Origin of the sequence: Leclercia sp. LSNIH8 (genome assembly GCF_002920195.1) — a bacterium.
Taxonomy (GTDB): Bacteria; Pseudomonadota; Gammaproteobacteria; order Enterobacterales; family Enterobacteriaceae; genus Enterobacter.
Window position 1 is genome coordinate 372,141 of record NZ_PQJY01000002.1, and the last position, 26,035, is coordinate 398,175.

Sequence of the window (26,035 nt, forward strand, 5' to 3'; positions counted from 1 at the left end):
GATAGAATTGCATCAAATCCAAAACCCAAATGTTTCTACACCAACATACAGCCCGCTCTCTTGTGAGGAAAGTAACATGAACCTTAAGCTGCAGCTTAAAATCTTGTCGTTTCTGCAGTTCTGTCTGTGGGGGAGCTGGCTAACCACGCTCGGCTCCTACATGTTTGTCACCCTGAAATTCGATGGTGCTTCCATCGGCGCGGTCTATAGCTCGCTGGGCATTGCCGCGGTATTTATGCCGACCCTGCTCGGGATTGTGGCGGACAAATGGATCAGCGCGAAATGGCTTTACGCCCTCTGCCACCTGGTGGGCGCGGCCACGCTGTTTATGGCCGCGGGCGTAACCACGCCGGGGGCGATGTTTGTGGTGATCCTGCTTAACTCGCTGGCCTATATGCCAACGCTTGGGCTTGTGAACACCATCTCCTACTATCGCCTGAAAACGGCGGGTCTGGACATCGTGACCGACTTCCCGCCGATCCGTATCTGGGGCACCATCGGCTTTATTATGGCGATGTGGGCGGTGAGCTTCTCCGGCTTTGAGCTGAGCCATATGCAGCTCTATATCGGCGCGGCGCTCTCCATCGTGCTGGTGCTGTTCACCCTGACCCTGCCGCACATTCCGGTCTCTAACCAGCAGAAAAACCAGAGCTGGAGCTCCATGCTTGGCCTGGACGCGTTCGCGCTGTTTAAAAACAAACGCATGGCGATCTTCTTCATCTTCTCCATGCTGCTGGGTGCGGAGCTGCAGGTCACCAACATGTTCGGCAACACCTTCCTGCACAGCTTCGATAACGACCCAATGTTCTCCGGGAGCTTTATCGTTGAACACGCGTCGGTGATGATGTCCATTTCGCAGATCTCCGAAACGCTGTTCATTCTGACCATTCCGTTCTTCCTGAGCCGCTACGGTATCAAGAACGTCATGATGATCAGTATTTTCGCGTGGATGCTGCGCTTCGGCCTGTTCGCCTACGGCGACCCGTCAGCCTTTGGTACCGTGCTGCTGGTGCTGTCGATGATTGTCTACGGCTGCGCGTTCGACTTCTTCAACATCTCCGGTTCCGTGTTTGTCGAGAAAGAGGTACGTCCGGAAATCCGCGCCAGCGCCCAGGGTATGTTCCTGATGATGACCAACGGTTTCGGCTGTATTCTCGGCGGCGTGGTGAGCGGTAAGGTTGTGGAGATGTATACCACCAACGGTATTACCGACTGGCAGCCGGTGTGGCTGATCTTTGCAGGCTACTCGCTGGTACTGGCCTTCGCGTTCATGGTGCTGTTCAAGTACAAACATGTTCGTACCCCAACAGGCGTACAGACCGTCGCACATTAATCTGTGAACTCCCCCTCCCTGCGGAGGGGGATTTTTTTACTTCAGAACATATCCGTACAAACGCTTAATCCCGTCCGCATCCTTTTCGCTGTAAACGCCCTGCAGTTCCGGAGAAAAACCGGGTAACAGATTGACGCCCTCTTCCAGCGCCAGGAAGTAACGCTGCACCGCCCCGCCCCACAGTTCGCCCGGCACCACGCACAGCACCCCTGGCGGGTATGGCAATGCCCCTTCAGCCGCGATACGCCCTTCGGCTTCGCTGATGCGCACCAGCTCGACGTCACCGCGAATAAAGGCCTGGTTAGCATCCTGCGGGTTCATCGCCACGGTAGGCAGGCTCTCTTTGCGGAACATCGCCTTTTGCAGATCCTTCACGTCAAAGCTGACATACAGATCGTGCATCTCCTGGCAAAGCTGACGCAGCGTGTAGTCGCGGTAGCGCACCGGATATTTGTTCCAGATGGTTGGCAGGACATCTGCCAGCGGGGTGTCATCTTCAATGTGCTGTTCAAACTGGCCCAACATCGCCACCAGTTGCGCCATCTTCTCGGCGCTCTCCGCCGGGGTGAGCAGGAAGAGAATGGAGTTGAGATCGCACTTCTCCGGAACAATGCCTTTCTCGCGCAGGTAGTGCGCCAGAATGGTCGCCGGAATGCCAAAGTCAGTGTACTCCCCACTTTCCGCATCGATGCCCGGCGTGGTCAGCAGCAGCTTGCACGGGTCGACAAAGTACTGCTCTTCGGCATACCCCTCAAAGCCGTGCCATTTCGCCCCCGGTTCAAAGCTGAAGAAACGCAGCTCGCTGGCAATCGCATGGGTAGGATGATCCTGCCACGGACGCCCGGCCTCCACCGGCGGGATAAACGGCTTAATCATCTTGCAGTTGGCGATAATCGCCTTGCGCGCCTCGATGCCCATCTCAACGCATTCGGCCCACAGCCGCCGTCCGCTCTCCCCTTCGTGGATTTTGGCGTTCACGTCAAGGGCCGCAAACAGCGGATAGAACGGGCTGGTCGACGCATGCAGCATAAAGGCGTTATTCAGGCGCTTATGCGGGCAGAAACGCGCCTGGCCGCGGATATGGTTGTCCTTTTTGTGGATCTGCGAGGTCTGGGAGAATCCGGCCTGCTGTTTATGTACCGACTGGGTGACAAAGATCCCCGGATCGTTCTCGTTGAGGTCCAGCAGCAGCGGGGAGCTGTCGGCCATCATCGGGATAAACTGTTCGTAGCCTACCCACGCCGAGTCGAAGAGGATGTAGTCGCACAGTTGGCCAATCTTGTCGATCACCTGACGGGCATTATAGATAGTGCCGTCATAGGTGCCGAGCTGGATCACCGCCAGGCGGAACGGGCGCGCTTCATGGGCTTTTTCCGGCGCCACTTCGCGGATCAGCTCCCGCAGGTACGTCTCGTCAAAACAACGGTCATCAATGCCGCCAATAAAACCAAACGGGTTACGCGCCGCCTCGAGGTAAACCGGCGTGGCACCCGCCTGGATCAGCGCCCCATGATGGTTGGACTTATGGTTGTTGCGGTCAAACAGCACCAGATCGCCACGGGTCAGCAGCGCGTTGGTCACGACCTTGTTGGCGGCAGAAGTACCATTAAGCACGAAATAGGTCTTGTCAGCGTTGAAGACTTTCGCCGCGAACTTTTGCGCATGTTTGGCAGACCCTTCGTGGATCAGCAGATCGCCGAGCTTGACGTCGGCGTTGCACATATCGGCACGAAAGACGTTCTCGCCAAAGAAATCAAAAAACTGACGGCCAGCGGGATGCTTCTTAAAGAATGCGCCGTGCTGGTGCCCAGGACAGGCAAAGGTGCTGTTGTCCATCGCCACATACTGTCTGAGGGTGTCGAAAAACGGCGGCAGCAGGTTCTCTTCGTAACGACAGGCCGCCGCTTCCAGCTCTAGCCACTCCTGTGCCTTGCCGTCGATTACCGCATCGACACCCGCAGGCGCTTCTACCGGCTCTGGTGAGAAGAGATAAACAGGCAAATGAAAACCGGTGCGTTTCAGCAATGCGAGAATGCCGCTGCGGCTTTCAGCGACGGTAATGACGACTGCCGCCACATCCGTAAAATCGGTGTTATCCAGCGTCACCACTTCCCGGTGCGTGGATAAGGCGGAGGCCAGCTCACGGCTGACGGCAATTTTCATTGATTTCATAAGCGCAAATACCCGTGCAAGGCGAGAAAAAGCCCCGGACAGGGAGTCCCCCTGCCCAACGAATGTGTCTGACCGGAGTTCAGCTCCGACCGCCAGACATCAGTAAAAACAGAACGCGTCTGGTTTTACTGTTGTCCTGCAGTGAGCCTGCGTTACCCTCACCGCATGGTGAGCGTAGAATAGAATGTGTCGATACGGCCAGCCATTCGCGCAGCGAGAGAGAGTCTGTTCATGGGCGGCCCTGTATCTGAGAGGAGAAAATTCGCGCAATAATGTCACCTTTCGCCAGGGGGCGCAAGGAGGAATCATTATGCAGAAAACGGGATTAAACTTGGCGATTACTCACTGAAAAGAGTAATAATAATGCAATATCAATGATTAAATAACAGGAGTTCATAGTGGTTACAGGACCGTTCATTAATGCCGGAGCCGTGCTGCTGGGCGGCGTACTTGGCGCCGTGCTTAGCCAGCGATTACCGGAGCGTATTCGCTCCTCCATGCCCTCAATCTTCGGCCTTGCCTCTATGGGGATTGGCATTCTTCTGGTCATCAAGTGCGCCAACCTGCCGGTAATGGTGCTGGCAACACTGCTTGGGGCGCTGATCGGCGAGTTTTGTTATCTGGAAAAAGGAATTAACGACGCCGTTGGCAAAGCGAAAAATCTGCTCGCCCGGGGTAAACAGAAAGGCGGTGGTCACGATGCCTATATCCAGAACTATGTCGCCATCATTATTCTGTTTTGCGCCAGCGGCACGGGGATTTTTGGCGCAATGCACGAAGGGATGACCGGCGACCCCAGCATTCTTATCGCTAAATCCTTCCTGGATTTCTTTACTGCAACGATTTTTGCAACCACCCTGGGTATCGCGGTTTCCGCGATTTGCGTGCCAATGCTGCTTATCCAGCTTGCACTTGCAACCTGCGCCACGCTGATACTCCCGCTGACCACCCCGGCGATGATGGCTGACTTTACCGCCGTCGGCGGCCTGCTGCTGCTGGCGACAGGGCTGCGGATCTGCGGTATCAAGATGTTTGCAGTGGTGAATATGCTGCCTGCGCTGGTGCTCGCTATGCCGCTCTCTGCCCTGTGGACAGCGTTTTTTGCCTGATATTGCAGCAAAGTGGTGACAGAGTGTGCGGTCAGTAGCGAAATCAACAAATTTCGTTGACGGCAGAAGGCAGATCGGGTTTAATGCGCCCCGTTGCCCGGATAGCTCAGTCGGTAGAGCAGGGGATTGAAAATCCCCGTGTCCTTGGTTCGATTCCGAGTCCGGGCACCACTATTTAAAGAACCCGCCCAAAAGGCGGGTTTTTGCTTTTGGAGAGCCGGACTCTTCATCGAACGATGTTCGATTATTCGCCGCAAGCGGCTCACCCCTTCGGGGCCAGCGCGGCAAGCGCGCTGTTCAACGCCTGCGGCGTTAGTCCGAGTCCGGGCACCACTATTTAAAGAACCCGCCCAAAAGGCGGGTTTTTGCTTTCTGAGAGCCGGACTCTTCATCGAACTACGTTCGATTATTCGCCGCAAGCGGCTCACCCCTTCGGGGCCAGCGCGGCAAGCGCGCTGTTCAACGCCTTCGGCGTTAGTCCGGGTCCGGGCACCACTATTTAAAGAACCCGCCCAAAAGGCGGGTTTTTGCTTTTGGGCTTCTGGAGCGTTACACCCCTTCCCTTCTAAAATATCTTTAGCCTTATACAGGCGTTGCTATTATGCCGCCAGCATGAAGCTGACGGCATAATGTTGATCACCACAGCCGGGTTTGTTTACTGATCTCGCCCCAACGGATATACATATCGCAGGACATAATAAAGTCATTATGCCATTTCCAGTAACAACGCATTATGTAATAGCTGAAAAACGGCAAATAACAGAGCAGGTAATAAATCTCAAACCAAACCTGCCACTCTGCAAAGGCGAACAGAAGCGCAACCACCGTCACCCAAATAGCTTCAACAATCAGTAGTATCACCAACTGTAGCCAGTGTGGTTTGTCATAAAGCGAACGCCAGGGGAGCGTCTTTGAGAAGGTAAAATCAATTTCATTCAAAAAAAGATGACCCAGAAATACATATCTTTTTGAAATGAGCAGTGACAATAGACTGAGCGCAAATACGATGGTACACAAAACGCACATTGTAATAATGGCTTTAAGAGTAAAATAAGCGCCGTTGAAATCAAATTGTTCACTATGCCGCAGCGGACCAATTACCAGCAGGTTCATGATAATGCCGATAAACATGGTCGGTAGCATATAGCGGGTGAGACTCTTCCACCTCACTTTATCCACAAAAGAAATCGCGACCTGTTTGACATAGCCATTTCGAATGATGGCAAACATTCCCCAGATTATCAGCGGGACAAACATGGCAAGAAGAATTAACACGATGCCCGGAGTAGTTAACAAAAAAAGCGTGCTGGATAATGCACCAAAGATGAATAATGAGATCGTTACAGCCACCAAAGGCTTAAACATAACTATCTCAATTTTCTTATTAGTCTTATCTTTAAAGAACGACAAATCAATGTTTTTGACGACGCATTTATATGCCCAGTAAGCCTTAAGATCGAAAATAAAGTTATGGAGTACCAGCGCAAAGATAGCACTGACCACCCATGCATCATCGCGGGTAAATGTAAAGTCCGTGTTTTTCCAGTAAAAACCCAGCAGTATCAACGTAATCAGATAGATAAATAGCAGAATCATTCTATCCTGAAAACGAATAAACCGTAAATAATCGGGAATCATATCAATACTCTTAAATTGCCAGAACTTTTCTACAATGCAAAACGCGCTCAGGATCAAACCCGGCAAAATCATTAAGCATTTGTCCAAGATAGGCTTTGTTGCTGATCTCAAGAAAAACGGTTTCAACCGGGCCGCTTAAAAAATGCTTCATGCTGTCGGTCCACTTGACGCTATGGGTTAAATGCAGGGAGAGGTTCTCTTTCATCTGCGCCGGATCGGAGGTCGCCTGCGCCGTTACGTTCATCAGCACGTCATGCTGCGCAGGATGGAATTCCTGAGCCGCTAAAAAGTCGCGCATTAACTGCACGCCATCGGCCATCAACCGGGTGTGCCAGGCACCGCTGACGCCGAGCTTCACCGGGTCGAGACCGTTGTCCGCCAATACTCTGGCAAATTCGCTTAACGCAGAAGGCGCTCCGCCGATCACCTGTTGATTAGGCGTGTTATCACAGCTGATATCCAGTTCGATACCTGAGGAGGCAATCATCTCGCTCAGGGTTGCATAGTTCACCCCTTTCAGCGCCAGCATGGAGCCTTTGTGCTTCGTGCTCACCTCATGCATGGTGCTGGCGCGGAAGTGAATGGTGCGAAACAGCGTTTCCAGCGAGATCGCCCCAGCAGCATACAGGGCGCTGTATTCACCCACGCTATGGCCGCAGGAGCCGACAATGTGCATATTTTCATATCGCTCACGGCACAGGGTATAGAGCGTCACATTGATGGCTGTCACGGCCAACTGTTGCACTGTCGTTTGCACCAGTCGATTCATCGGGCCTTTCTGGCAGAGGCGCCGCAAATCCATGCCGGAAATATCGCTGGCACAATCCCAGATATTCTTCGTGGCGACACTCTTGTCCCACACGTCACTCCCCATACCAATTACCGGATTACCCTGCCCTGAAAAAAGGGCCACCACAGGTTGTGAAAGAGTATTCATCGCCATAACCACTCCCTTATAAATAATATTTAAAACCTAAATAAACGCCCAGCGTGTCACCGAAGAGCGCAAATTCAGAGTCTGAGCTTCCTTGTGAGGTAAATACCCCGGTATAGGCTTCAAGCCTTTCATCAATGCTGTTTAACGGCGTGCTGTAATGCACACCGAACATAGCGCTGCTATCCATCAGATTGACTGTCAGATAAGGCTGCAATCTGGATTGATCGTCTGACAGCAGGCTGGCCCAGGCGTTGAGGTAGTGCTTGCCTTGCAACATTCCTTTGCTGCCGGTGTTACTGATCTCCGATGCCATCAGGTATTTGTATGAGTCAAACGCCCGATCCACAACGCTATATCCGGTGCGCGTATTAAGGAACGAAATGAGATCGGTCTGTTTACGCCACTGCGCGCGGGAATATCCCTCGCTCTGAAAATAATATTCCAGGCCGTACACGCTGAAGTTGTCTGACGTATATTGCCCCCCCACGGCCAGTTCGACGCCCTCTTTCTGTCTGGTGCTATAGAGCGAGGAAGGAAACTGGTAATTCTCTACTTTCGCAGCGTTCTGCTCCGACAGATGTCGCCATTGCTGTTCGGCGTGGTAAGCCACTTCGGCATTAAGTACCAGTTGTGGGCTGTAGCTATAGCTGTTCGCCATCGCCAGCGAGTGACTGTCTCCCAGCTTCAGGTTGAACGTAGGCGTGTAGTCACCGAAGCGATTGTCGGTATAGCTCAACAGGTACTCTTCACTGCTGTTGCTGCGCTGATCCGCAGACCAGTTGCCCGCGGACTCATAACGTCTGTCAATATCCGCCAGCTTTGGTACCACGGTCAGCGACAGCGACCAGTCGCGGGTATCTGCTGAGAGTTTGGCCGCCCATGGCGACTCCTCATATCCCGCAGCCATTGATGGATCGTAGAGTCGTGTGGACTTAAAACTTGCCGAATAGGCGCGATGCAACGCGGAGGGTGAACGTAATAAAAACAGCCCCGGTTTAGCTATGAGCTTACCCGCCTCCAACAGGATGCTTTCGGAGATCGTGTAAACGAGACTGAGCCGATCGATCAGCGCACGCGAACGATGATCATCCTCCTCAAATTTGCCGGGAGTATGCACAGAGTAGTAAGTCAACCCGTACAGCGTGTAATCAAGGGCCAGCTTGTTATCAATCACCGAGCATCCGCCGCTGAGCTTGAGGCCGAGATTGTTAAACGTATTGTTTTGGGTATAGGGGTTTTTGCCGTTAATCCGCCAGACTAAAGCCTGCCTGTTAACGTGGGAAACCTGTTCGAATAGGGTTACATCCGTGCTTTTTGCCACATCGGCGCCGGTCAAACAGTCTGCCCACAGATCGAATGAGAGCATGAGCAGTAGCAGCGGTATCGTGTTCAGAGAGGTTCTCATTTTGCCCCTCGCTGAATATATTCCCGGGTAAAGTGGTATTCCGGCAAGGACTCCAGACGCACGTCGCTGTACTCCATCACGGAGTAGCTTTTATCATGGCGGGCCTCCTGCACCACGATTTTTGTCGGCCGCATTTTGCCCAGCACCATCCGGAAATCCTGGTAAAGCACTTCCTTCAGTAATTTGTCATCCAGTGAATAATACGCCGCTTTATAAGGACGATTGTCGCCGTCCGTCTCGACGTAGTACATCACCTTTGGCCAGGTCACTTCCGGGGATTTACGCGTCAGAGAGAGCTTATAACAGCGTTTATCTCCGCAGGGCTCTTGCCCTAACAGCGTGGCGTCGTAGGCATATTCGAAGTTGGTGACAATCACATCGCCATTGGAGATTTGCCCAATCAGCCTTTGCTGGCGCGAAACGGAGATAGGACGACGCAGTTCAGGCGTATAGAACCATAAGTCATACCAGTCTGAGAGCAGTACCTTTCCTTTATCGCGCGGGGGATAGATGAAGCGCGCCAGTGAACGGGCATCAGCCCTGGTTTCACCTTCAGGCTTCATAAATCGCATAGAAATATCCAGAACCTGCTTAGCGTCCGGCTTTGCTACGCCATCCTTGTATTCCGTTATGGTGGTGGTATAGCGAAAAGGTTTGTTCGGCGAGCGCACTTCATCAGCCCGACGAATGATTTCCAGCGCATTGTTATCAACAGATGTTGCCAACACGCATGCTGAAAAGAGCCACAAGCCGGAAAGTGCTCGCCTGATAAGTACTGTGTTCATTTCGTATCCTTACGAAAATTTAAAAGCATCCGAAATATTGAGTCTTGATGCGCGCAAAGCCGGAAGGATTGACGCTCCCGTGGCGGTTAATATTGGCAAAACCAGGGTGATCCAGATAAGCGAAGGGCTGTTGGTTTTGATAAATGCGGTATATCCCGTCGTCTGGCCCGGTGAAGGCGGCATTTCAATACCATACAAATTGATAACCGAGGCAATAATAAGCCCCAGCGTCAGACTCCCAATCGCACCGGTGATACCCACGAAGATCCCCTCCAGGAAGAAGAGACGCGTGACGCGGAGCGGTTTTAAACCGATAGCCCTGAGCGTTGTAATTTCGCGTGTACGCTCAATGATATTCATGGTCATCGCGTTGCTAATCATAAAAATTACGATCAGGGCGACAATGAGCTTAATAAAGAAGTAGATACCGGACAGCAGCCCCTCTACCTGTTGATAAAAGAGAGAGACCTCTTTCCACTCTTTTACAATCAGGGGAAGTTGGTGACGGGCAATAAACTGGCGCAATTTCGCAGCGAAGGCGGCGCTATCGTCATCCTTTAGCAGGATCAACACCTTACTTACGCCATCTGTGCCCATAATACGCTGGGCGGTAGCCAACGGCAGCTTCATAGCCACATCATCATAGTCTTTAATACCTGACGCAAAAATGCCTCTCACCTTGAGTGACAAGGCACCCTGCCCCCCTCTGGTGTTAACCACCATGGCATCCAGCCAGTCGTCATACTTCGTATTAAGCGTTTTCGCCAACCCGCTACCCAGCGTAATTTCGTCGGCCCGGATACGCGATAGATCGCTGCCGGAGATAATTTTGTCAAAAGACCCCAACTTTAATGCCGGTAACGCTTCAATACCCAGCCCGGAAAAATAGCTGGAGGTTTCATTCTCGTACTGCGAGATCACACCGGTAAACTCCAGCTGCCCGGAGAGGGTCGAAATATTTTCGGCCAGTTCGGGCGTCTCCAGAATGGCCTGTTTCAGCTGAGTATAATTTTCAATCAGGCTTTTATTTTTATTCGATGTCTCAAAGTAATTTTGGTTGTAGATCTGCACATGGCCAATGTTGGTGCGGATCGTCTGCTCTTTCAGGATCCAGAATGAATAGTCGATGAATCCGCCATAGAGAAATATCGACACGCCGCCCAGCACAATCGCGGCAATCGTTGAAAAAGAGCGACGCTTGTGGCGAAAAAGGTTTAAAAATGCAAACTTCACATCCCGGAAGCGAAACAGCACGCACCCGAGGACGAAGAGCAGAATCAGCGCAACGATGATGTTGATGAATAAAACTTCCCTGGACATTTAGTTCCCTTTTACCATCGGTATTAATACCTGCGTGACTTCATTCATATCCCAAAGCGGTGCAGTATCAGAAATCAGCGAATCTGCTGCGCCGGGGTTTTGCTGCCTGAGCTGCGCCAGAACCTCGTTGGCCTTTTGCGGCTCCTGACAGTTCAGCAGCGCGCGATAGCGCATTGCGTTTATATGCTCGATCAGTCCTGCGTTGAGTGCCGGGCGCTGTTCCAGCATGATCGCCGTATCCTTAAGCGTCACCACGCAGCGGCCACTCCCTGCCGTATAGGCATCTACCCGCGCGCGTAAGTAACGCACAAGCAGGTTATCCTCATGACTATCAACCGCTTCGTCGAGATAGAAAAAGCCGGTCCTGGCATATTCGTAAGCATGGATAAAGTCATTGGCGGTAGAGTAATGTTCCGCCAGACGCAGGATGCCGTAGGCGTAAAAAATCAGCGATGTGACGTTTTTATTCGCGACATACTCTGCGAATAATTCATCATTTACCTTTGCCAGCGCCTCAGGATGTGCCGGAAAACCGCTCTGCATGATTTTCTCTACTGTCGGAACGGTTGAAGCCAGCGTCGAACCGCTGAATATTGCACAGAGCAGGCACCAGCACAGAGTCAAATAATTACGCTTCAGTTGCATCAACCAGTTCTCCATCTTTGATTTCAACCACCCTGTTTGCGCGCTCTTTTAACTGGCTTGAGTGCGTTGAAATAATGAACGTAGTACGGGTTTCCTGATTAATTTTCAGCATTAAATCCAGAATCGCCTCGCCCGTTGCCAGATCGAGATTCCCGGTGGGCTCATCGGCAATAACAACCTGTGGCTCATGGGCCAACGCCCTTGCAATCGCCACGCGCTGTTGCTGCCCGCCCGACAGTTGCCCCGGTTTGCGATCGATAAAGCCGGCCAGCCCCACGCTATCAAGAAAATGCAGCGCCCTCTCTTTCGCCTCTTTTTTAGTAAAGTGGCCATTCAACGCAAGAGGGAAAAACACGTTATCGAACGCGTTTAATACCGGCATCAGATTAAAAAACTGAAAAATAAAGCCCAGATGCTTGCCGCGGATGACCGACAGTTGCTCTTCTGGCATTGTATTCAGCAATTTTTTCAAAAACATCACGGTTCCGGCAGTCGGTTTATCAATGCCGGAAAGAACGTTTAATAACGTACTCTTACCGCTGCCGGAAGGGCCACACAGCGCCAGGAACTCCCCTTTCGCTATCTCAAGATTAATATCTTTCAGCGCTTCAACTTTCCCCTCACCGGTGCCGTAGCTTTTGTAGATGTTATTTAAAGCAATTACCGGGAGTTCTTTAATTATTCCACTCATCGCGCTGGTGTTACTCCTTACAAAATTCAATATCGAAATAGCTGTAACCAGTAAGGCGATCGGGAATGATGGTTCGTAATTTTCCCGTTTCAATAGGATGCCGGTTCAGATATTCAAAACTCAGTGCAGGGGTCAAACAACCGCTGTTGCCGTAGATATCAACGAGATCGAGCGTGTCAGTTTGTGATAAGTCTGAACGGATCAGCAGATCTTTACGCAGGCCGGCGAAAGCGAACTGGTCAATTTCGCCTGTGTGTTCAATTTTGTCGGCCATAACATATTTATTTCCACTCACGCGGATGTCGCTTTTATGCTGACTGAAAATAAAGCAACCGGTACGTTCCACCGTTAAGTTGAGGTTATCTGTACTCTTCGCGCGGGCTGGCAGGCGCGTATGTTCGCTACCTTCGTCAGAAAAAACGAGCGATAACACCGCGCGGTATGCGGCACATATCACCACGTAATCAAACACGTCCCAGCGCAAATAATCCTGCGCTACACGCATTGCCTGGGTAAATGCCTGTTTCTCGCCGCGAATTTTGCAAGTCGGCTCGCTGATCGCAAATTTTTTCACCAGATTCTTTGGCAGCGTATCGATCATTGAGATGTGCAAGGCGCTGTCGGTATTCTCAAACAGGCCAGACTCGCCCCAGGAATCCGCGTAGATAAATGCCGTCCGGGACTTCAGCAGCTTCACACGTTCTTTAGGCGAGAGGGATTGCAGAGCATTGTCGCCGACCTGCTCAATCGCTTCGATGTAATCGCTGTATTTCGGATTACGGATCATCTCTCCGGGATAGATCTCCGGATCGGTTCCGAAACGTTTAAAACCCCAGCCTGCAGCATGGGTGTTTTGCAATCCCTGATGATACAGATTGGCTTCCCGGGCATTTAACCAGCTGGGCTGGTAGAAATAAAACTTGTCTTCTGGCTCGATAAGCGCAAATGAGGATAAATACATTCAACTCTTCCTTTTTATTTATCGAGCTGCGTTAATACCGCGCTAATAATAGAACCATCAACGCCCACACCTGTTTTCAGCAGATGTTTTTTATCATGTTTAATGACACCGCAATCGACCAGGAGATACGGCGCCATGGCATCGATAATCGTGTCGTTGCTTACCGCAGAAATGAGCTCATTATGGGTCAGTGAATGATGACCAATAATTAAATCAACAATACCTGAACCCGTAGGGGTATATCCCACCTGTCCTTTCCAGGCAAGAACGGGGATGACATGGCCATCGGTGAACATGCCTATCGCATTTGCTTCCGCTTTATCGCTTAATGAAGAGCCGTTAGCGTGAGGAATAATAGCGCACAGGTCTTCCGGATTAACATCAGCATTTTAACGGCTTTCTGCATAACTTTAAACATACTGCTACTAAGCCAGGTAATGTCATTACTTCTGCGCGCGCTGATCTGTGTGTAGGCCGTTTGCAGACTTATGCCTCCCTTTACGCCCCTGGCCTGGCGATGACTGGCGCTTTCCAGCAGCAGAGCGCTAAACCCTTCAGAAAAGAGTACGCCTTTGCTGTTTTCACCAAACGGCTGAACCAGATGGCTGTCCAGCATAGACTGGGTTTCAAGAAACCAGATATCCTGCGTGGTAATCTGGGAGCAATTTACAACCAGAACTAAATCAACCCCGCCATGCTCAATAGCCTGGCAACCAAGATGAATCGCCGTTAACGATGAATTACTGGTGCAGTTCATATTGGGCGGTAAATATCGTAGGTGATATTTACGTGCAACATTACCGGAGAACATATCCTGCGACATATTCGCTGCATTCAACTTCGCCAGCGATTTAACGAAAACAATATCTTCGACGTCACTCTTATTATAAAGAGAATTATAATGAATAGCGTCCACGCGCGGACCAATACCGGTAAGGTAGACCCGGACGTTATCGCCCGCCAGGCATTGCGTACTCAGCATTGCCTGGTCGAGCGTTTTTTCTATCAGGTCATAAACCTGTTCTAATGCGCGATCTTCTAAGTGCTTCAGTCTGCCGACATATTTATTACTGTCAAAACCACATTTAATTGCTTCTTCATCAGATGCAAACCAGGGTTTTCTGTCAACACGTGCCCCTTGCTTTAGACGTTCAATTAACTGAGTACTGTATTCAGCAAATGACAAACAACAACTGAAACCTGAAATGATAGCGGCATTATTCACAATATTATCCTTTAATCACAAACGCGTAGTAGTTCCCGCCTTCCGTTGCGCCAACAAGTAAGACGTGCTTAAGCGCAAGACGTAACGGTTCGCGAACAAAGTTAATTCGCTGATCGAAAAACTCCTCGGTATAAGGAATGGCGGGAACAGACTGTTTCTTAAAGCAGTCAATAATGACGGCGAGATTGAGTAAACCGGCAGCAGAAGGAACAAAACCGAAGCAGGCATTGTAGTTAACGACCGGCACGTTCGGATTGGCGTCGATAAGTGTTTTGCAAATAGCAGAGATTTCAACCTGGGCGCTGTCGACATTGCCATTGCTGGTGCCGCAGACCAGATCGATCTCTTGTGCCGTGATGCCTGCATCAGCCAACGCGCGCTCAATAGCCAGCGCCATGGCATCTGATTTTTCATCAATCATTGAGGCATCAAAGAAGCTGTTGCTGCAGGATTTACCGTACCCCACCACTTCCGCCAGGACGTCAGCGCCGCGCGCTGCCGCCGTTTGCGGATCTTCCAGCACCAGCATGCACGCCCCTTCGCCAGGTACATAACCTTTTGGCTCTTTGCCATAGATTTGATAGTCGCTGGCATTAGAGGTCATATGGATTTTTTGCGTTACCGCGTCCATATAGAGCGACATCGACGGGAAATACTCATCTGCCCCACCGACAATAACCTGTGGTTGCAAATTCTGACGCACAATTTCATAACCGTAGGTCAGGGCACCTAATGCCGCATTCTCGCCGGTCGCCAGCGTGGTCGTGTAGCCCTTAATCCCTTCGGAAATGCCGCAGAAGGTTGGGATCGAGTTCATCAGCGAGCCCGGGAACTCTGAAGTCCGCACCTTACGTGGATCGGGTTTCAGGCTTTGCAGGTATTTATACGTCGTTTCCTGCGGACCACGGGACATCCCCATGATCATCCCAAGCTGATCGCCATCGCGTTTGATTTTCCGCTTCGCCTGTTCCAGCGCTTCGTTCAACGCGATAAGGGCAAAGGTGCCGCCACGCGTGGCTTTACGCGGATCGAAACGACGGAGATGTTTGCGCGGCTCCAGACCGGTCACCTGGAAGGTTTTAAAGTTCTCTTCCTCTTCCGGCAGTTTTGCACTGCTGAAGCTATATTCCTCACCAAACAGTTCGGCAAACTGACTGGAGTTATCCAGAACACTGAGCAACTCTTTGGCTTCTTCCAGCGTATCTTCAGGGAACGTAACGCCGCTCAGCTCGACCTTGTTATTGCGCTGCCAGACGCCTTCAAGGATTTCGTTGAGCGAATGACCAATCGCCGAAATAACCCCTACGCCTGAAATTGCTACTCGCTTGCTGTCGTAGGATGTGACCGGAACAGTACAAGGCTCCATGCTCAGGATCATGCAGCAGTTATTGCCGCCGAAGGCATAGTTGTTCTTCATGAACACGTTGATTTTTTGATCACGGAACTCATTCGGTACGTAATCAAGATCGCAGTTAGGGCGTGCTTTGGAGAAATTCAACGTTGGCAGAACGCGTTTATCTGGCAGCGTAGCCAGGCAAGCAATCAGTTCAACAATCCCTGCCGCACCAATGTTGTGGCCAAAGTAGGATTTTGTAGAACTGACTAATAGCTTCTCGTTGTTAGCGAAGACCTTTTTCATCGCCATCGTTTCGATGCGATCGTTCGCTTCAGTACCGGTGCCATGCGCGTTAACGTACTCAATCTGGTCCGGCGTGACGCCAGCATTCTCCATCGCTTTATACATCACCTGCACGGCACCGCTGGCACGAGGATCGGGCCCGGTTTCGTGGAATGCGTCGCAGGAGGTAGCGTAAGAGAGAATTTCACCATAAATGGTGGCGCCGCGGGCAACGGCATGTTCGTACTCTTCCAGTACAACGGCCCCTGCACCTTCGCCGATAGACATCCCAGACTGCCCAGAGAATGGCGTACAGGTTTCCGGATGCATCACGTTCAGCGCATAGAAGCCCGCAAAGGTCGGCAGGTAGATAGGCTCCGTGCCGACGGCCAGCATCGTTTTACTCTTGCCGTTCTGGATATAGTCAAACGCCATGCCGATTGCGTTAGGGCTGGCGGTACAGGCGGTAGCAACCAGCTCTACGCCGCCTTTCAGGCCGAGCAGCGTGGATACGCTGGAACAGCAGGAAGAGAAGCCCCCCGAAAAAAGCGCTTTTCGTAAAGAGAAATCAGCAATTCGCTGCTCAAAGAGCGGCAAAAAGGCTTCCGTTCCTGCTGAAGAGACACCCACGATCATCCCGGTCTCTTTGAGATCGGCTTTCTTTCCTAGCAGGCCAGCCTGGTTTAACGCATCTTTGCCCACTTTGTATGCCCAAAGCGCAGCGTTATCGAGTGATTCAACAATGCCTTCCGGGAGTTCCGAATAATCGATATCATGCAAAACTTCAGCAGCTCTTGCCCCTTCAAACCATTTTGCAAAGCGCTCACTATCCGCGACGCCATTGCGTTTATTCAGAAGAGCCTCTCTGAAGTCCTGCATATTTTCAGCCAGAGATGACAGGATTCCCATCCCGGTAATGACAACTCTTTTTCTGCTTATTTTCATAAGTGTTACTACCAATATTTACAGAGAATTGACAGCGCACAGATAACTAACCGGATGATGGCATCCGCTTATTTTTCTGTACGCTGGTCTGTTATTTAATTCAAAGCACTTTTGTTTTTTGAGGCATCAACAAAGCTGTGCTCGGTCGGGTTCACCAGCATGCTCAGGTTATAAATAAATGGCATGCTTTTGGTTTTTGCCTCGACGACTTCTGTATTAGTTTGAATGGCGTAACCGCTAATATCTGACCAGGCGTAGTCGTAATCCAAAAGCGTCAGAGCAATGAAGCATTGCAGGGCAGGAGAGAAGATGGCTTTAATGACTTTACCTACAGCCTGCCCCTCGGCTAAGACGGTGTCGCCAGCCTCAACGCCAGCACATTCACCTTCAACGATCATGGCAATGATCTTGTGCTTAACGCAGCTGTGGGATAACGCTTCTGCCGCTTCTTTACCGACAAAACTCTCTTTGTCGTACTGGACGGCCCACTGCATCTGCAATTCGACAGGATTCAGGCCATATTCAGCGTAAAACGCCGCATTCCAGCCTGGGTTTTCCACTCGCACCAGTTTCTGATAATCCAGACCACCGGTTTGCATCAGATACTTCTCGCCGATTTCAAGCAGCTTCAACCACTGCTCAACCAGCTGTTCTTGTTGACCAATAAGGGTGTAAGCAAATTCGCCATGTTTCCCACAGCGGAAGATGATCAATCCCTCATCAGTATTCATGTACTCATAATAAGGCAGACCGATAATATCGAAACCGTGAATTTCTGACATCATCTCCCATGAATATGGTCCCTCGAGCATAATTGCGCCCCAGTTCTCCTCACGCATATCCTGGATCTCTGGCGTTTCCTGGATATCCAGTTCATCCGCTTTTTCAAGGAGTTTATTCAGGCTCGCGATAATCTCCGCTGCCGGGAGTTCTTCCGACATGATGTAATAGCCGTCAGAGGTGCAAAGCACATAGACGTCGCCGCGCACTGTGCCATCTTCATTAAGCACAAGAGAGTAAATTCCCTGCTCATCACGAATGATAGAAATGTCCGCAGAAACCAGATTGTTAACCAGCATCCAGGCATCTTCACCCATCACGCTGACAATCGACATATGTGAATAATCTACCAGCAGTGCATTTTCACGTACGGCTTTATATTCAACAAGCGGATCATGATATGCAGACGGAACGGATTGATTATTGTAAACGCCCAGGATGGCGTTGTTTTTTGAGTGAATATCAGAAAGAGATTTCATGCAAAATTCCTTTTAAGCGCTAATCCTGTTAAGCGTTTTGCTTCTGGATGACAAATGTTGCCAGGCTATTAATGCTTCGCATATAAGATGGGTCATCGCTTTCGCTCACCTTAATATCGAAAACTTTATCCAACAACACAACAATCTCTGTCGCATCCACGGAGTCCAGTTTCAGGCCATTGCCAAACAGCGCAGTGTCATCATCAATCTGTGATACATCGCGTTGGATATTCAGTCGCTGAATGATTTCGGTTTTAATCGTCAGCAAAACCTTTTTGCGCAGTTCAATATCGTCATTCATAGTAGACATGATTCAAGCCCCTTATAGGATTAATATATTTCACGGAAGTTAATAATGGTTCCGTGGCTTATCAGCTTTTTGCCGACGTTGGCCGTAACGGCGTAGTGCTTAAAGCCGTTACTGTCAGAAAAAGCCAATTTACTGGTAACTTCAATCGAGTCGCCAGGATAAGCGATCTCTTTAAACTTCAGATTTTGTGCTGCGAGAACACCCCGAACCTGAGCACGGCGGGTGCGGATAATTTCCAGCATTTCATTACTGGTAATACGCGCATGGATATCCCGCAGCGATCTCAGCTCTTCGTTATAACGCTCGGCGTAGATATCGCAGATATCCGTAAAGAACGAGAGATACTCACTAGCCTGCCCAAAAATCTCAGAAATAATCACACCGGGCATAATCGGATCGTCCGGAAAATGCCCCAACAAATATGGGTCGTTATACGTTACGTGTTTAACTACCTTTACATAACCGTTTTCGCCATATTTGAAGTCATCAATTCTGTCGACCATCATCAGGGGCTGGCGCCAGCCCCCCATTTCAAGAAATATCTTCGAAGGAATACTGTATTTAGACATAAATCACCGCATAACCAGGCCGCCATCGATGACGATGGTCTGGCCAACGATATAACTTGAAGCAGATGAGCTTAACCAGACAATGGTATTGGCAACCTCTTCGCATTTGCCCAGACGGCGTAATGGAATGGATTGGGTGACGCCACGCACCACGGTGCGCGAAACTTTTTTAACCATTTTGGATTCAATCATCCCTGGAGCTACAGCATTTACGCGCACACCGAAATGAGCCACTTCCGCAGCCAGCGTTCGGGTGAAACCAAGGATGGCCGCTTTTGAGGCGCTGTAATTAATCTGGCCGACACTTGGGACAATGGCCGCAATCGACGACACATTTACAATCGCCGGGCTTTCAGAGGAGCGGAGCAGACTCATCGCTTCTTTGGTCAGGCGGAAAATACTGAACAGATTCGTTTCCACAACCTGGCTAAAGTCTTCAAAACTCATCGAAGCAAAGAGGGCATCTTTGACAATACCGGCGTTATTGACCAGTACATCGATCTTACCGGCAACTTCAGAGAGGTGAAGGCATAACGCAGTAACGCTTTGCGGGTCGGCCAAATCGCATTGTAAAACATGCATGTTATGTCCTGCCGGATGCGTCTCTTTCAACTCCATCAACTGTACCGGGTTTGAATTATATAACGCATAGACACAGCAGTTCTGGTCAAGGAACTTGGCACAGATCGCAAGACCGATATCGCCACTGGCTCCAGTTACAAGAACCGCTTTTTCATTAAGATCATTAAACTTGTACATAGTCAGGGAGAACCATTAAGTTAATAAAGAACCACTGCCGCTATGGCATGGGTCCGACAATGTGAGATGCTGAGGGACGATTGAGTGAGACCTTTCTCATCGAGCATCTCTTTCATTCTTCCCGTAAAATTAAAATGCGGACAGCCATATTCATCATGAATAATTTCAATATCATGAAATTTAATGCCATCGCGAAAACCATATCCGAGCGCCTTTACTGCAGCCTCTTTCGCCGCCCAAAATCCAGAAGCCCGCTCATAATCGGGGTCAGCCATATTAATTTTAATTATTTCTTGTTCCGTATAAACGCGCGCAAGAAAGCCACTGTCACCGTGACCAATCGCCCGGCTAATACGCGTAACTTCTACTATATCCGTACCGATACGCATGATACCGCTAATCCTTAACTATATCTGGTAAGAAAAATTGAAATTAATATTTGCTTTATCGACATTCAGATCGCCAGGGTATTTGAAGGGTGCCGAAACGGAAACGTCATACTCAAGGCTTTTAAAGTTCCCCTGAAGACCTATCGCACCACCGACGATGAATTCATCACCGTAATAGATATCCTCTTTAATTTGTCCCAAATCCACGCCAATGTAATAGTTCGCAGGCAGAAACCCTAAGGGGCGATACAGCGTATTTTGTACGAAGAAACCGTTGTTTCCGGTTAGCCCCACACTATTTTCAAAACCACGCACGCTCCAGCGATCGCCAATCGTTAGCTGATCCTGCAACGTCAGCTCATCCGGCGTATACTGAGAGAAAAAATTCATGCTATAAATACTATTGCTAAATTGCTTCGTGTAGTTCCCTTCAAGGTTAAACAGCTGGCTAGCTGAACTCACGTTGCCATAAACCATATCGGGTGTTTTTTCACCGCCGAACCATGTCAGAAAACGCTGCCATGACAGCGTTGCGCTCAAATTCCCATCTACAAGCTGCTGTTTATAGTTGATGCCGAACTTCGCGTTACCCATATTACGTTTTTGTAACGCCAGCTCTTCTCCCGCAATCGTGTAATTATAGTTTCTGCGTATAAATTCTGCGCTGCCCGTCAGCTTTCGACTACTGTCGCGATAAAGTGTTCGTGCTGCTTTTGCACTCCAGTACTCGCTGTCGCCCACATAGTCCATCGCTGTCCATGCGAGCGGGATATTTTGTTTAGATTTACTCTTGCTGTAGTAAAAATAATAATTCCAGTAATTTACTGGTAATGAATAGTACGTGCTTATGTTTTCATACTGGCCGGTGGTGCTTTTGGTACCCGCCAGATAAAAAAGATCGCTGGATTTCAATGTATTGAAAAGATAACCAATAACCGAGGCACGATAGCGCCCTGTTGCTTCATCACCCCAGTTATCGTAAATTGCTTTTACGCTCCATTTTTTAAAGCGATGAGTGTTAATCAATACATTACTATAACCATTCCTCGACCCCGGTTCGATATCGATTTTAACGTTAACGCCAGGAACCTGCTGAAGATTTTCCAGCCCCTGCTCTATATTGCGAATATTCAGGATATCGCCTTTCTTAAAAGGCAGTATCCAGGGTAAAATATCATTCCCCTCAATAATAATTTTGTCGATCCGGCCTGCATCGACAGTCAGTTTTAGCTCACCAGAAGAAATATTTTGCGATGGAATATCTACACGGGTAGTAATATAACCCGCATCAATATAATAATCCTGCAAAGCCGTGGCTATTTTATTAATTCCAGTTGGGCCCACACAACGCCCGACAACACTCTTCTTGATATTGTTTTCTAATTTTTTTCTCAGAAAATTGTTATCCAGAATCAGTTCTTTTATAACAAAACAGTTCTTTTCGGCTGGAAGATCATCCAGCTCAAATGCTTTTAGTTTCGCGTTAGAGTAAACATCCTTCTTATCGATCTTTTGCTCATGATAGGTATTGTTGTCTGCATTTTTTTGTTGGATTATCAATGCATCAACACTAGCCTTTACTGGCACTTGAAAGAACAGCAAGGCGATTGCACAAAAGATTTTAAATCTCAATTCCATTGACTCACTCGGTAAAAAATAGAAGGCAGCAGCATCAAACAATGCTGCTGCCTTGTTTATGGTTTACATCCCTACAAGGGTACCAGTGTTAGTTGTCTTTTCTGACTCCAGTTCTAAACCATAAAAACCGCCTAAAACCGCATCTTTATCGCTGTTAACGACATTTTTCGCAGTGACTTTAGCGACACCGTAGCTCAGCATATTGAGATAGTTATAGATATCCCCTGCTGTTTTTGCGATTAAAGAATAATCGCTTACGATGTTCCCGTGGTTAACGATATTATTCACTGCATTCATCACGATATCTTTACCGAGCATATTACTATTATTACTATTTGTAATATGCTTCTCGGTTTTCACGGTCAGCGTCGTTCCTGCAACAATGTCCTTATAGTTCTCAACACCACTCAGGGTATTGATTGTCATAGCTTTGTCAGCAGAAAGCGTATTGCGGTTATAAAATGCTCCTTTCAGAACGTTAAGATTGACATCACCTTTACCGCTAATCCAGCCGTAGTTGGTAAAGCTGTTATCAATAGTAAGGTTCAAATTTTTATCTGAAGCAATAACACCTGTTGCGTTATTCTTCTCCATGCTTCCATTACTTAAATTTTCCAGCTTGGAAGCCTTAATATCAAGATTCCCCTCGCTGTATACGGTTGCATAATTATTGTAGAAAACACCAGCGACATTGATGCTGTTGTCAGCCCCGCTAATTACTTTCGCAGACGTATTATCGAAGACACCTCTGGAGTTTAACGTCAGAGCACCTTTCTCAGCGATCAAGTTACTATTGTTGTTGTAAATGTTCTGAGCAGTAATATTAAGTCCTTCTTTACCGCTCATACCGCCAATGCTATCAACCAGCTCAAAATATGCACCATGATCGCGATTAAAGTTGTTGCCATTTTTGTTTTCAACGTTACCGTTGGCATTAACAGTAAGAACTTTATAAGCAGAAATTAATGCATCATTGTTATAAATCGCTGATTTAGAATCGACGGAAACATTCTTACCTGAGATGAAACCGTTGTTATTATCAACGCTGTTCGCATTCAGAACGACATCACCCCAATTACTGCTGACAGATCCCTTACCATTGTCAAAGGATCCTTTAAGGGAAATGTTGATATCCCCGTTGCTTCCAATCAGGCCGTTATCATTGTTCAGATTGTTCCCTTTGATCGCAATCTTACCACCAGAGATAAGATAGCCATAATAGTTATCAATGTTATTATTAGTAGAAACAAGAGACATATCTCCAGTCTGAGAACGTAACGTCCCTCTGGAGTTGCCAATCTTGCCTGTTGAGTTAATACTCAAGGCACCCTTAGCATCGATCACCGAGTTATTGTTATTAACACTATTAGCAGTAATCGCCACGTCACCGTAGCTAACCAGATTGAGATAATTATTTAAATTACCTTTAGCGGTTATGTTCATGTCAGCATCGCTGACAATATTGCTACGGTTAGTGATATCATTGTTCGCATTCATAACGATATTATAACCAACAATATTACTGTTATTGTTGTTCACAATAGAACGTTTAGAATCGAGAGTTAATGTACCGCCAGAGGAGATATCTTTTGAGTTCTCAATACCATTAGAGGCCGTTATGGTCAGAGACTTATCGGCAGCGATCGTATTACGGTTATTTAATTGACCTTTCAGAACGTTAAGAGTGACATTGCCCTTACCGCTGATCCAGCCTGTGTTATTAAGATTATTAGTAACGTTCAGGATGAGATCCTTATCTGAAGCAATAATCCCGGTTGCATTGTTATCAAGGAAATTGCCGTTACTATTAATGCTTAAATTTGTGGTGTTGATGCTAAGGTTGCCAGCACTGTAGGTCGTCGCATAATTGTTGTTAAACGTATTACCCACTTTTATAACTGCGTCGCCACCACTGACAAGTTGGGCGTTGTTATTTTCAAAATTATTTCTTGAATTCAGATCAATCGAACCTTTTTCAGAAATAATTCGACTATAGTTGTTATAAATATTGTTTGCGGTAAGGTTGACGCCTTCCTTTCCAATCATACCACCGTTCTGCTGTGGCATGCCAAAATAGAGACCGAAATTATTACCAAAATTGTTACTATTACGGTTCTCAATATTTGTACCCGCATTCACCGTCAGCTTTTTATTGGCAACAATAAGTGCAGTACTGTTGTTTAACTCTCCCTTGGTATCGATAGAGATATTTTGCCCAGTAATAAAACCACCGTGGTTATTGATGGTATTGGCCTTCAGCGCGACATCGCCCTCTTCAGAACTTACGACGCCAATGTAGTTTGTCAGATTACCATCAACAGTAACATTTGTGCCCTGCTTGCCGCTGATACCACCGTTGTCATTGCGAACGGAGCTGCCTTTCACTATCGCTTTGGCGTTGGACATCACCTTGCCCGAATCGTTGTCAATGATGCCGCGGCTTTCCAACGAGACATCGCCATTAGATGCGATCTGTCCGCCATTGTTATAGATCGCATTAGCGACAATCTTAACCCCAGTTTCAGACGCAATACCTAATGTATCGGCACTGTTTGTATCCGCGGTTTTGGTGGTTTTATTATTGATTGACTTAGCAGCAGTCATATTAATCCGGCCACTTGCAGAGCGGATCAATCCTTTGTTGTTATCAATATTATCACTGCTGTTAATGATAATGTCGCCGTTAGTTTCTAATATCCCATTATTATTATTGAGATACGCAGAATTCAGCTCCATGTATTCACCACGAATTTGACCATTGCTGTTATTCAGCGTACCGGTCTCTAACGCGACAATACCTGCCTCAATACCCACATTATTTCCTTTACCGGAGTTAATCAGGGTATTTTTATTCGTATTAACGGCTAACACTCCGCCGGCGGCAATCTTGCCGTTCGTGTTATCGATGGCACCACTGTTCACATAAATATCAGCGAAAGTTGTGATTTTTCCCGCGCGAGTATTGGTGATTTTGTTCTTATTGGTATCGATCGAGATCGTTTTGTTAGACGCGATTGTGCCTGTCGTGTTCTCCAGCGAGCCCTTTGTTTTTAAATTAATGATGCCTTCAGACTTAATCTGGGCGTTACTGTTCAGCAACTGGCCATTAGCATCGATACTGATCCCTTTCTCGCCGCCGACAATGACGCCGAGGTTACGGACACCTACCCCGCTTTCCGTGCTGACCAGATTAATTTTATTGGCATACATCCCGCCTAATTTAGCGACATCAACACTATAGCCGTTACGCTTGCCCGTTGCGGTTACTTTCCCAGTGACCTCACCAGCCGTGTTTACATAGTTATTCCCTGCCACCACGTTAAGTTCATCGGCAGAAACTTTGCCATTGATAACAACGTTGCGTGAAAGAATTTCTGTCGGGCTTGCACTATCCAGCTTGCCCAAAGTAATGGTGCCACCGTTGACGCTAAAGCCATTCAGTTCATCGTCCTTAATATCTGGCTTACCGGTAGTCAGGGTCAATTTGCTGGCGTTGATGCTGCCACCACCGCTCACGGTGATGCCATTAGGGTTAGCAATGATTAAACCCGCTTTGTCGCCAGCAACTTCCATCATGCCATTGATGGTCGTCATGTTTTTGGAGGTAACTTCGTTGAGAATGACTTTAGCGGTACCACCACTCAGATTGCTATTTCCCTGGATATCACCGCCTAATAGCGTACTGGTGGCTGAAGCGCTGTTGTTGAAAATGAGGCCTTTTTTATCAACGTTCAGATTGTCCCAAACGTTATGTGATAAACCGCTGCTGTTTGCCTTATTAATGTCAACAACCGGAACGCCGTTGGCGTTGTAGATTTTTCCATTTTTCATAGATAAATCTGCTGAATGTGCGACTGCAGGTAAGGCTAAAATCATTGCAATCGTTAACGGAGCCAGCTTAATACTGGCTCGCTGTTGAACTTTCTCATCCGAAGAAATCATACTTTTGTTCCCTTTTTAAAAACTTTCTGGTCTTGATATCTGAATTGAGCCTCTTTTTCCTAATCTGAATTAACCTGACCAAGAACCCTAAAAGGTACACCGCATCAGAATCAACAATTAAACCAGAGCCACCCGGCGAGCCTGCTCAGTGGCAGATCCCGATTAAGGTGACATTACGCGTTATTGAATACTGTTGTGGTCTTTCAGATATGGGATCAAGTAAGACCACCGCTAAAATTAACAGGAGCAGACCCCAGTCACAACCTACTGATGTTTAAATAGGAATCCACCAATATTTTTGATTTCTCTTAACGCCTGAAAAAATAACCATTACAAATATCATTCACGAAATGCATTTCAAGATATTTATATTTATTAAAAATCG

The 26,035-nt window shown here is 48.3% G+C and carries 19 protein-coding genes, 1 tRNA gene and 1 pseudogene; 3 read left to right on the plus strand and 18 right to left on the minus strand.

Annotated elements, in window-relative coordinates:
- Nucleotides 1-76 precede the first annotated feature (76 nt).
- Complete coding sequence (locus tag C3406_RS06660; protein ID WP_103822829.1) at nt 77-1,333, plus strand: nucleoside permease; 1,257 nt, start codon at nt 77-79, stop codon at nt 1,331-1,333.
- 36 nt (nt 1,334-1,369) lie between these two features.
- On the opposite strand, the gene C3406_RS06665 is transcribed toward C3406_RS06660, so the two are convergent.
- On the minus strand, nt 1,370-3,505 hold the full coding sequence (locus C3406_RS06665) for an ornithine decarboxylase (RefSeq protein ID WP_103826477.1): 2,136 nt from the start codon (nt 3,503-3,505) through the stop codon (nt 1,370-1,372).
- Between the two features lie 398 nt (nt 3,506-3,903).
- Between C3406_RS06665 and C3406_RS06670 the strand changes: the two genes are divergently transcribed.
- Both C3406_RS06670 and C3406_RS06675 read left to right on the plus strand, forming a co-directional pair.
- Nucleotides 3,904-4,614: a DUF554 domain-containing protein gene (locus C3406_RS06670; RefSeq protein WP_103822831.1), complete on the plus strand. Its 711-nt coding sequence runs from the start codon at nt 3,904-3,906 to the stop codon at nt 4,612-4,614.
- Between the two features lie 95 nt (nt 4,615-4,709).
- A tRNA-Phe gene (locus C3406_RS06675) sits at nt 4,710-4,785 on the plus strand.
- A 465-nt stretch (nt 4,786-5,250) separates the two neighbouring features.
- Here C3406_RS06675 and C3406_RS06685 read toward each other — a convergent pair.
- The 17 genes and pseudogenes from C3406_RS06685 to C3406_RS06765 all read right to left on the minus strand — a co-directional run bounded on the left by C3406_RS06685 (nt 5,251) and on the right by C3406_RS06765 (nt 25,650).
- On the minus strand, nt 5,251-6,252 hold the full coding sequence (locus C3406_RS06685) for a hypothetical protein (protein WP_103822832.1): 1,002 nt from the start codon (nt 6,250-6,252) through the stop codon (nt 5,251-5,253).
- Nucleotides 6,253-6,262: 10 nt separating this feature from the next.
- Nucleotides 6,263-7,189 (minus strand): ACP S-malonyltransferase, encoded by a 927-nt coding sequence (locus tag C3406_RS06690; protein WP_476629929.1) that lies wholly within the window; start codon nt 7,187-7,189, stop codon nt 6,263-6,265.
- A 16-nt stretch (nt 7,190-7,205) separates the two neighbouring features.
- Nucleotides 7,206-8,594: a hypothetical protein gene (locus C3406_RS06695; RefSeq protein ID WP_103822834.1), complete on the minus strand. Its 1,389-nt coding sequence runs from the start codon at nt 8,592-8,594 to the stop codon at nt 7,206-7,208.
- Nucleotides 8,591-9,379, minus strand: coding sequence for an outer membrane lipoprotein-sorting protein (locus C3406_RS06700; RefSeq protein WP_103822835.1), 789 nt, complete (start codon nt 9,377-9,379; stop codon nt 8,591-8,593). Before C3406_RS06700 ends, C3406_RS06695 begins: the two co-directional genes overlap by 4 nt.
- Nucleotides 9,380-9,388: 9 nt before the next feature.
- A complete protein-coding gene (locus tag C3406_RS06705; RefSeq protein WP_103822836.1) occupies nt 9,389-10,699 on the minus strand; it encodes an ABC transporter permease in 1,311 nt (436 codons plus the stop codon).
- Nucleotides 10,700-11,344, minus strand: coding sequence for a hypothetical protein (locus C3406_RS06710; protein ID WP_103822837.1), 645 nt, complete (start codon nt 11,342-11,344; stop codon nt 10,700-10,702).
- The gene (locus C3406_RS06715; protein ID WP_103822838.1) at nt 11,328-12,035 is read right to left on the minus strand and encodes an ABC transporter ATP-binding protein; all 708 of its coding nucleotides are present in this window, start codon (nt 12,033-12,035) and stop codon (nt 11,328-11,330) included. The genes C3406_RS06710 and C3406_RS06715 overlap by 17 nt, the downstream gene beginning before the upstream one ends.
- A 10-nt stretch (nt 12,036-12,045) precedes the next feature.
- Nucleotides 12,046-12,996: an ATP-binding protein gene (locus tag C3406_RS06720; protein WP_103822839.1), complete on the minus strand. Its 951-nt coding sequence runs from the start codon at nt 12,994-12,996 to the stop codon at nt 12,046-12,048.
- 14 nt (nt 12,997-13,010) lie between these two features.
- A pseudogene (locus tag C3406_RS06725) lies at nt 13,011-14,221 on the minus strand (beta-ketoacyl synthase N-terminal-like domain-containing protein).
- A 4-nt stretch (nt 14,222-14,225) separates the two neighbouring features.
- Complete coding sequence (locus tag C3406_RS06730; protein ID WP_103822840.1) at nt 14,226-16,784, minus strand: beta-ketoacyl-[acyl-carrier-protein] synthase family protein; 2,559 nt, start codon at nt 16,782-16,784, stop codon at nt 14,226-14,228.
- A 95-nt stretch (nt 16,785-16,879) separates the two neighbouring features.
- Complete coding sequence (locus C3406_RS06735; protein ID WP_103822841.1) at nt 16,880-18,043, minus strand: aminomethyl transferase family protein; 1,164 nt, start codon at nt 18,041-18,043, stop codon at nt 16,880-16,882.
- Between the two features lie 28 nt (nt 18,044-18,071).
- Nucleotides 18,072-18,353, minus strand: coding sequence for a phosphopantetheine-binding protein (locus tag C3406_RS06740; RefSeq protein WP_146052344.1), 282 nt, complete (start codon nt 18,351-18,353; stop codon nt 18,072-18,074).
- A 20-nt stretch (nt 18,354-18,373) separates the two neighbouring features.
- Nucleotides 18,374-18,922, minus strand: coding sequence for a hotdog family protein (locus C3406_RS06745; RefSeq protein ID WP_103822842.1), 549 nt, complete (start codon nt 18,920-18,922; stop codon nt 18,374-18,376).
- Nucleotides 18,923-18,925: 3 nt separating this feature from the next.
- Entirely contained in the window at nt 18,926-19,687 is a 762-nt protein-coding gene (locus tag C3406_RS06750) for an SDR family oxidoreductase (protein WP_146052345.1), read from the minus strand.
- Between the two features lie 14 nt (nt 19,688-19,701).
- Nucleotides 19,702-20,070 (minus strand): holo-ACP synthase, encoded by a 369-nt coding sequence (gene acpS, locus C3406_RS06755; protein WP_103822844.1) that lies wholly within the window; start codon nt 20,068-20,070, stop codon nt 19,702-19,704.
- An 18-nt stretch (nt 20,071-20,088) separates the two neighbouring features.
- Nucleotides 20,089-21,708 (minus strand): ShlB/FhaC/HecB family hemolysin secretion/activation protein, encoded by a 1,620-nt coding sequence (locus C3406_RS06760; protein WP_103822961.1) that lies wholly within the window; start codon nt 21,706-21,708, stop codon nt 20,089-20,091.
- A gap of 63 nt (nt 21,709-21,771) precedes the next feature.
- Complete coding sequence (locus tag C3406_RS06765) at nt 21,772-25,650, minus strand: two-partner secretion domain-containing protein (RefSeq protein WP_103822845.1); 3,879 nt, start codon at nt 25,648-25,650, stop codon at nt 21,772-21,774.
- Nucleotides 25,651-26,035 lie beyond the last annotated feature (385 nt).

What these genes read in the sequence shown, in the direction of transcription:
- C3406_RS06660 (WP_103822829.1), top strand. Translation starts at nt 77, where the DNA reads ATGAACCTTAAGCTGCAGCTTAAAATCTTGTCGTTTCTGCAGTTCTGT.
- C3406_RS06665 (WP_103826477.1), bottom strand. Translation starts at nt 3,505, where the DNA reads ATGAAATCAATGAAAATTGCCGTCAGCCGTGAGCTGGCCTCCGCCTTA.
- C3406_RS06685 (WP_103822832.1), bottom strand. Translation starts at nt 6,252, where the DNA reads ATGATTCCCGATTATTTACGGTTTATTCGTTTTCAGGATAGAATGATT.
- C3406_RS06690 (WP_476629929.1), bottom strand. Translation starts at nt 7,189, where the DNA reads ATGAATACTCTTTCACAACCTGTGGTGGCCCTTTTTTCAGGGCAGGGT.
- C3406_RS06695 (WP_103822834.1), bottom strand. Translation starts at nt 8,594, where the DNA reads ATGAGAACCTCTCTGAACACGATACCGCTGCTACTGCTCATGCTCTCA.
- C3406_RS06700 (WP_103822835.1), bottom strand. Translation starts at nt 9,379, where the DNA reads ATGAACACAGTACTTATCAGGCGAGCACTTTCCGGCTTGTGGCTCTTT.
- C3406_RS06705 (WP_103822836.1), bottom strand. Translation starts at nt 10,699, where the DNA reads ATGTCCAGGGAAGTTTTATTCATCAACATCATCGTTGCGCTGATTCTG.
- C3406_RS06710 (WP_103822837.1), bottom strand. Translation starts at nt 11,344, where the DNA reads ATGCAACTGAAGCGTAATTATTTGACTCTGTGCTGGTGCCTGCTCTGT.
- C3406_RS06715 (WP_103822838.1), bottom strand. Translation starts at nt 12,035, where the DNA reads ATGAGTGGAATAATTAAAGAACTCCCGGTAATTGCTTTAAATAACATC.
- C3406_RS06720 (WP_103822839.1), bottom strand. Translation starts at nt 12,996, where the DNA reads ATGTATTTATCCTCATTTGCGCTTATCGAGCCAGAAGACAAGTTTTAT.
- C3406_RS06730 (WP_103822840.1), bottom strand. Translation starts at nt 16,784, where the DNA reads ATGAAAATAAGCAGAAAAAGAGTTGTCATTACCGGGATGGGAATCCTG.
- C3406_RS06735 (WP_103822841.1), bottom strand. Translation starts at nt 18,043, where the DNA reads ATGAAATCTCTTTCTGATATTCACTCAAAAAACAACGCCATCCTGGGC.
- C3406_RS06740 (WP_146052344.1), bottom strand. Translation starts at nt 18,353, where the DNA reads ATGTCTACTATGAATGACGATATTGAACTGCGCAAAAAGGTTTTGCTG.
- C3406_RS06745 (WP_103822842.1), bottom strand. Translation starts at nt 18,922, where the DNA reads ATGTCTAAATACAGTATTCCTTCGAAGATATTTCTTGAAATGGGGGGC.
- acpS (WP_103822844.1), bottom strand. Translation starts at nt 20,070, where the DNA reads ATGCGTATCGGTACGGATATAGTAGAAGTTACGCGTATTAGCCGGGCG.
- C3406_RS06760 (WP_103822961.1), bottom strand. Translation starts at nt 21,708, where the DNA reads ATGGAATTGAGATTTAAAATCTTTTGTGCAATCGCCTTGCTGTTCTTT.
- C3406_RS06765 (WP_103822845.1), bottom strand. Translation starts at nt 25,650, where the DNA reads ATGATTTCTTCGGATGAGAAAGTTCAACAGCGAGCCAGTATTAAGCTG.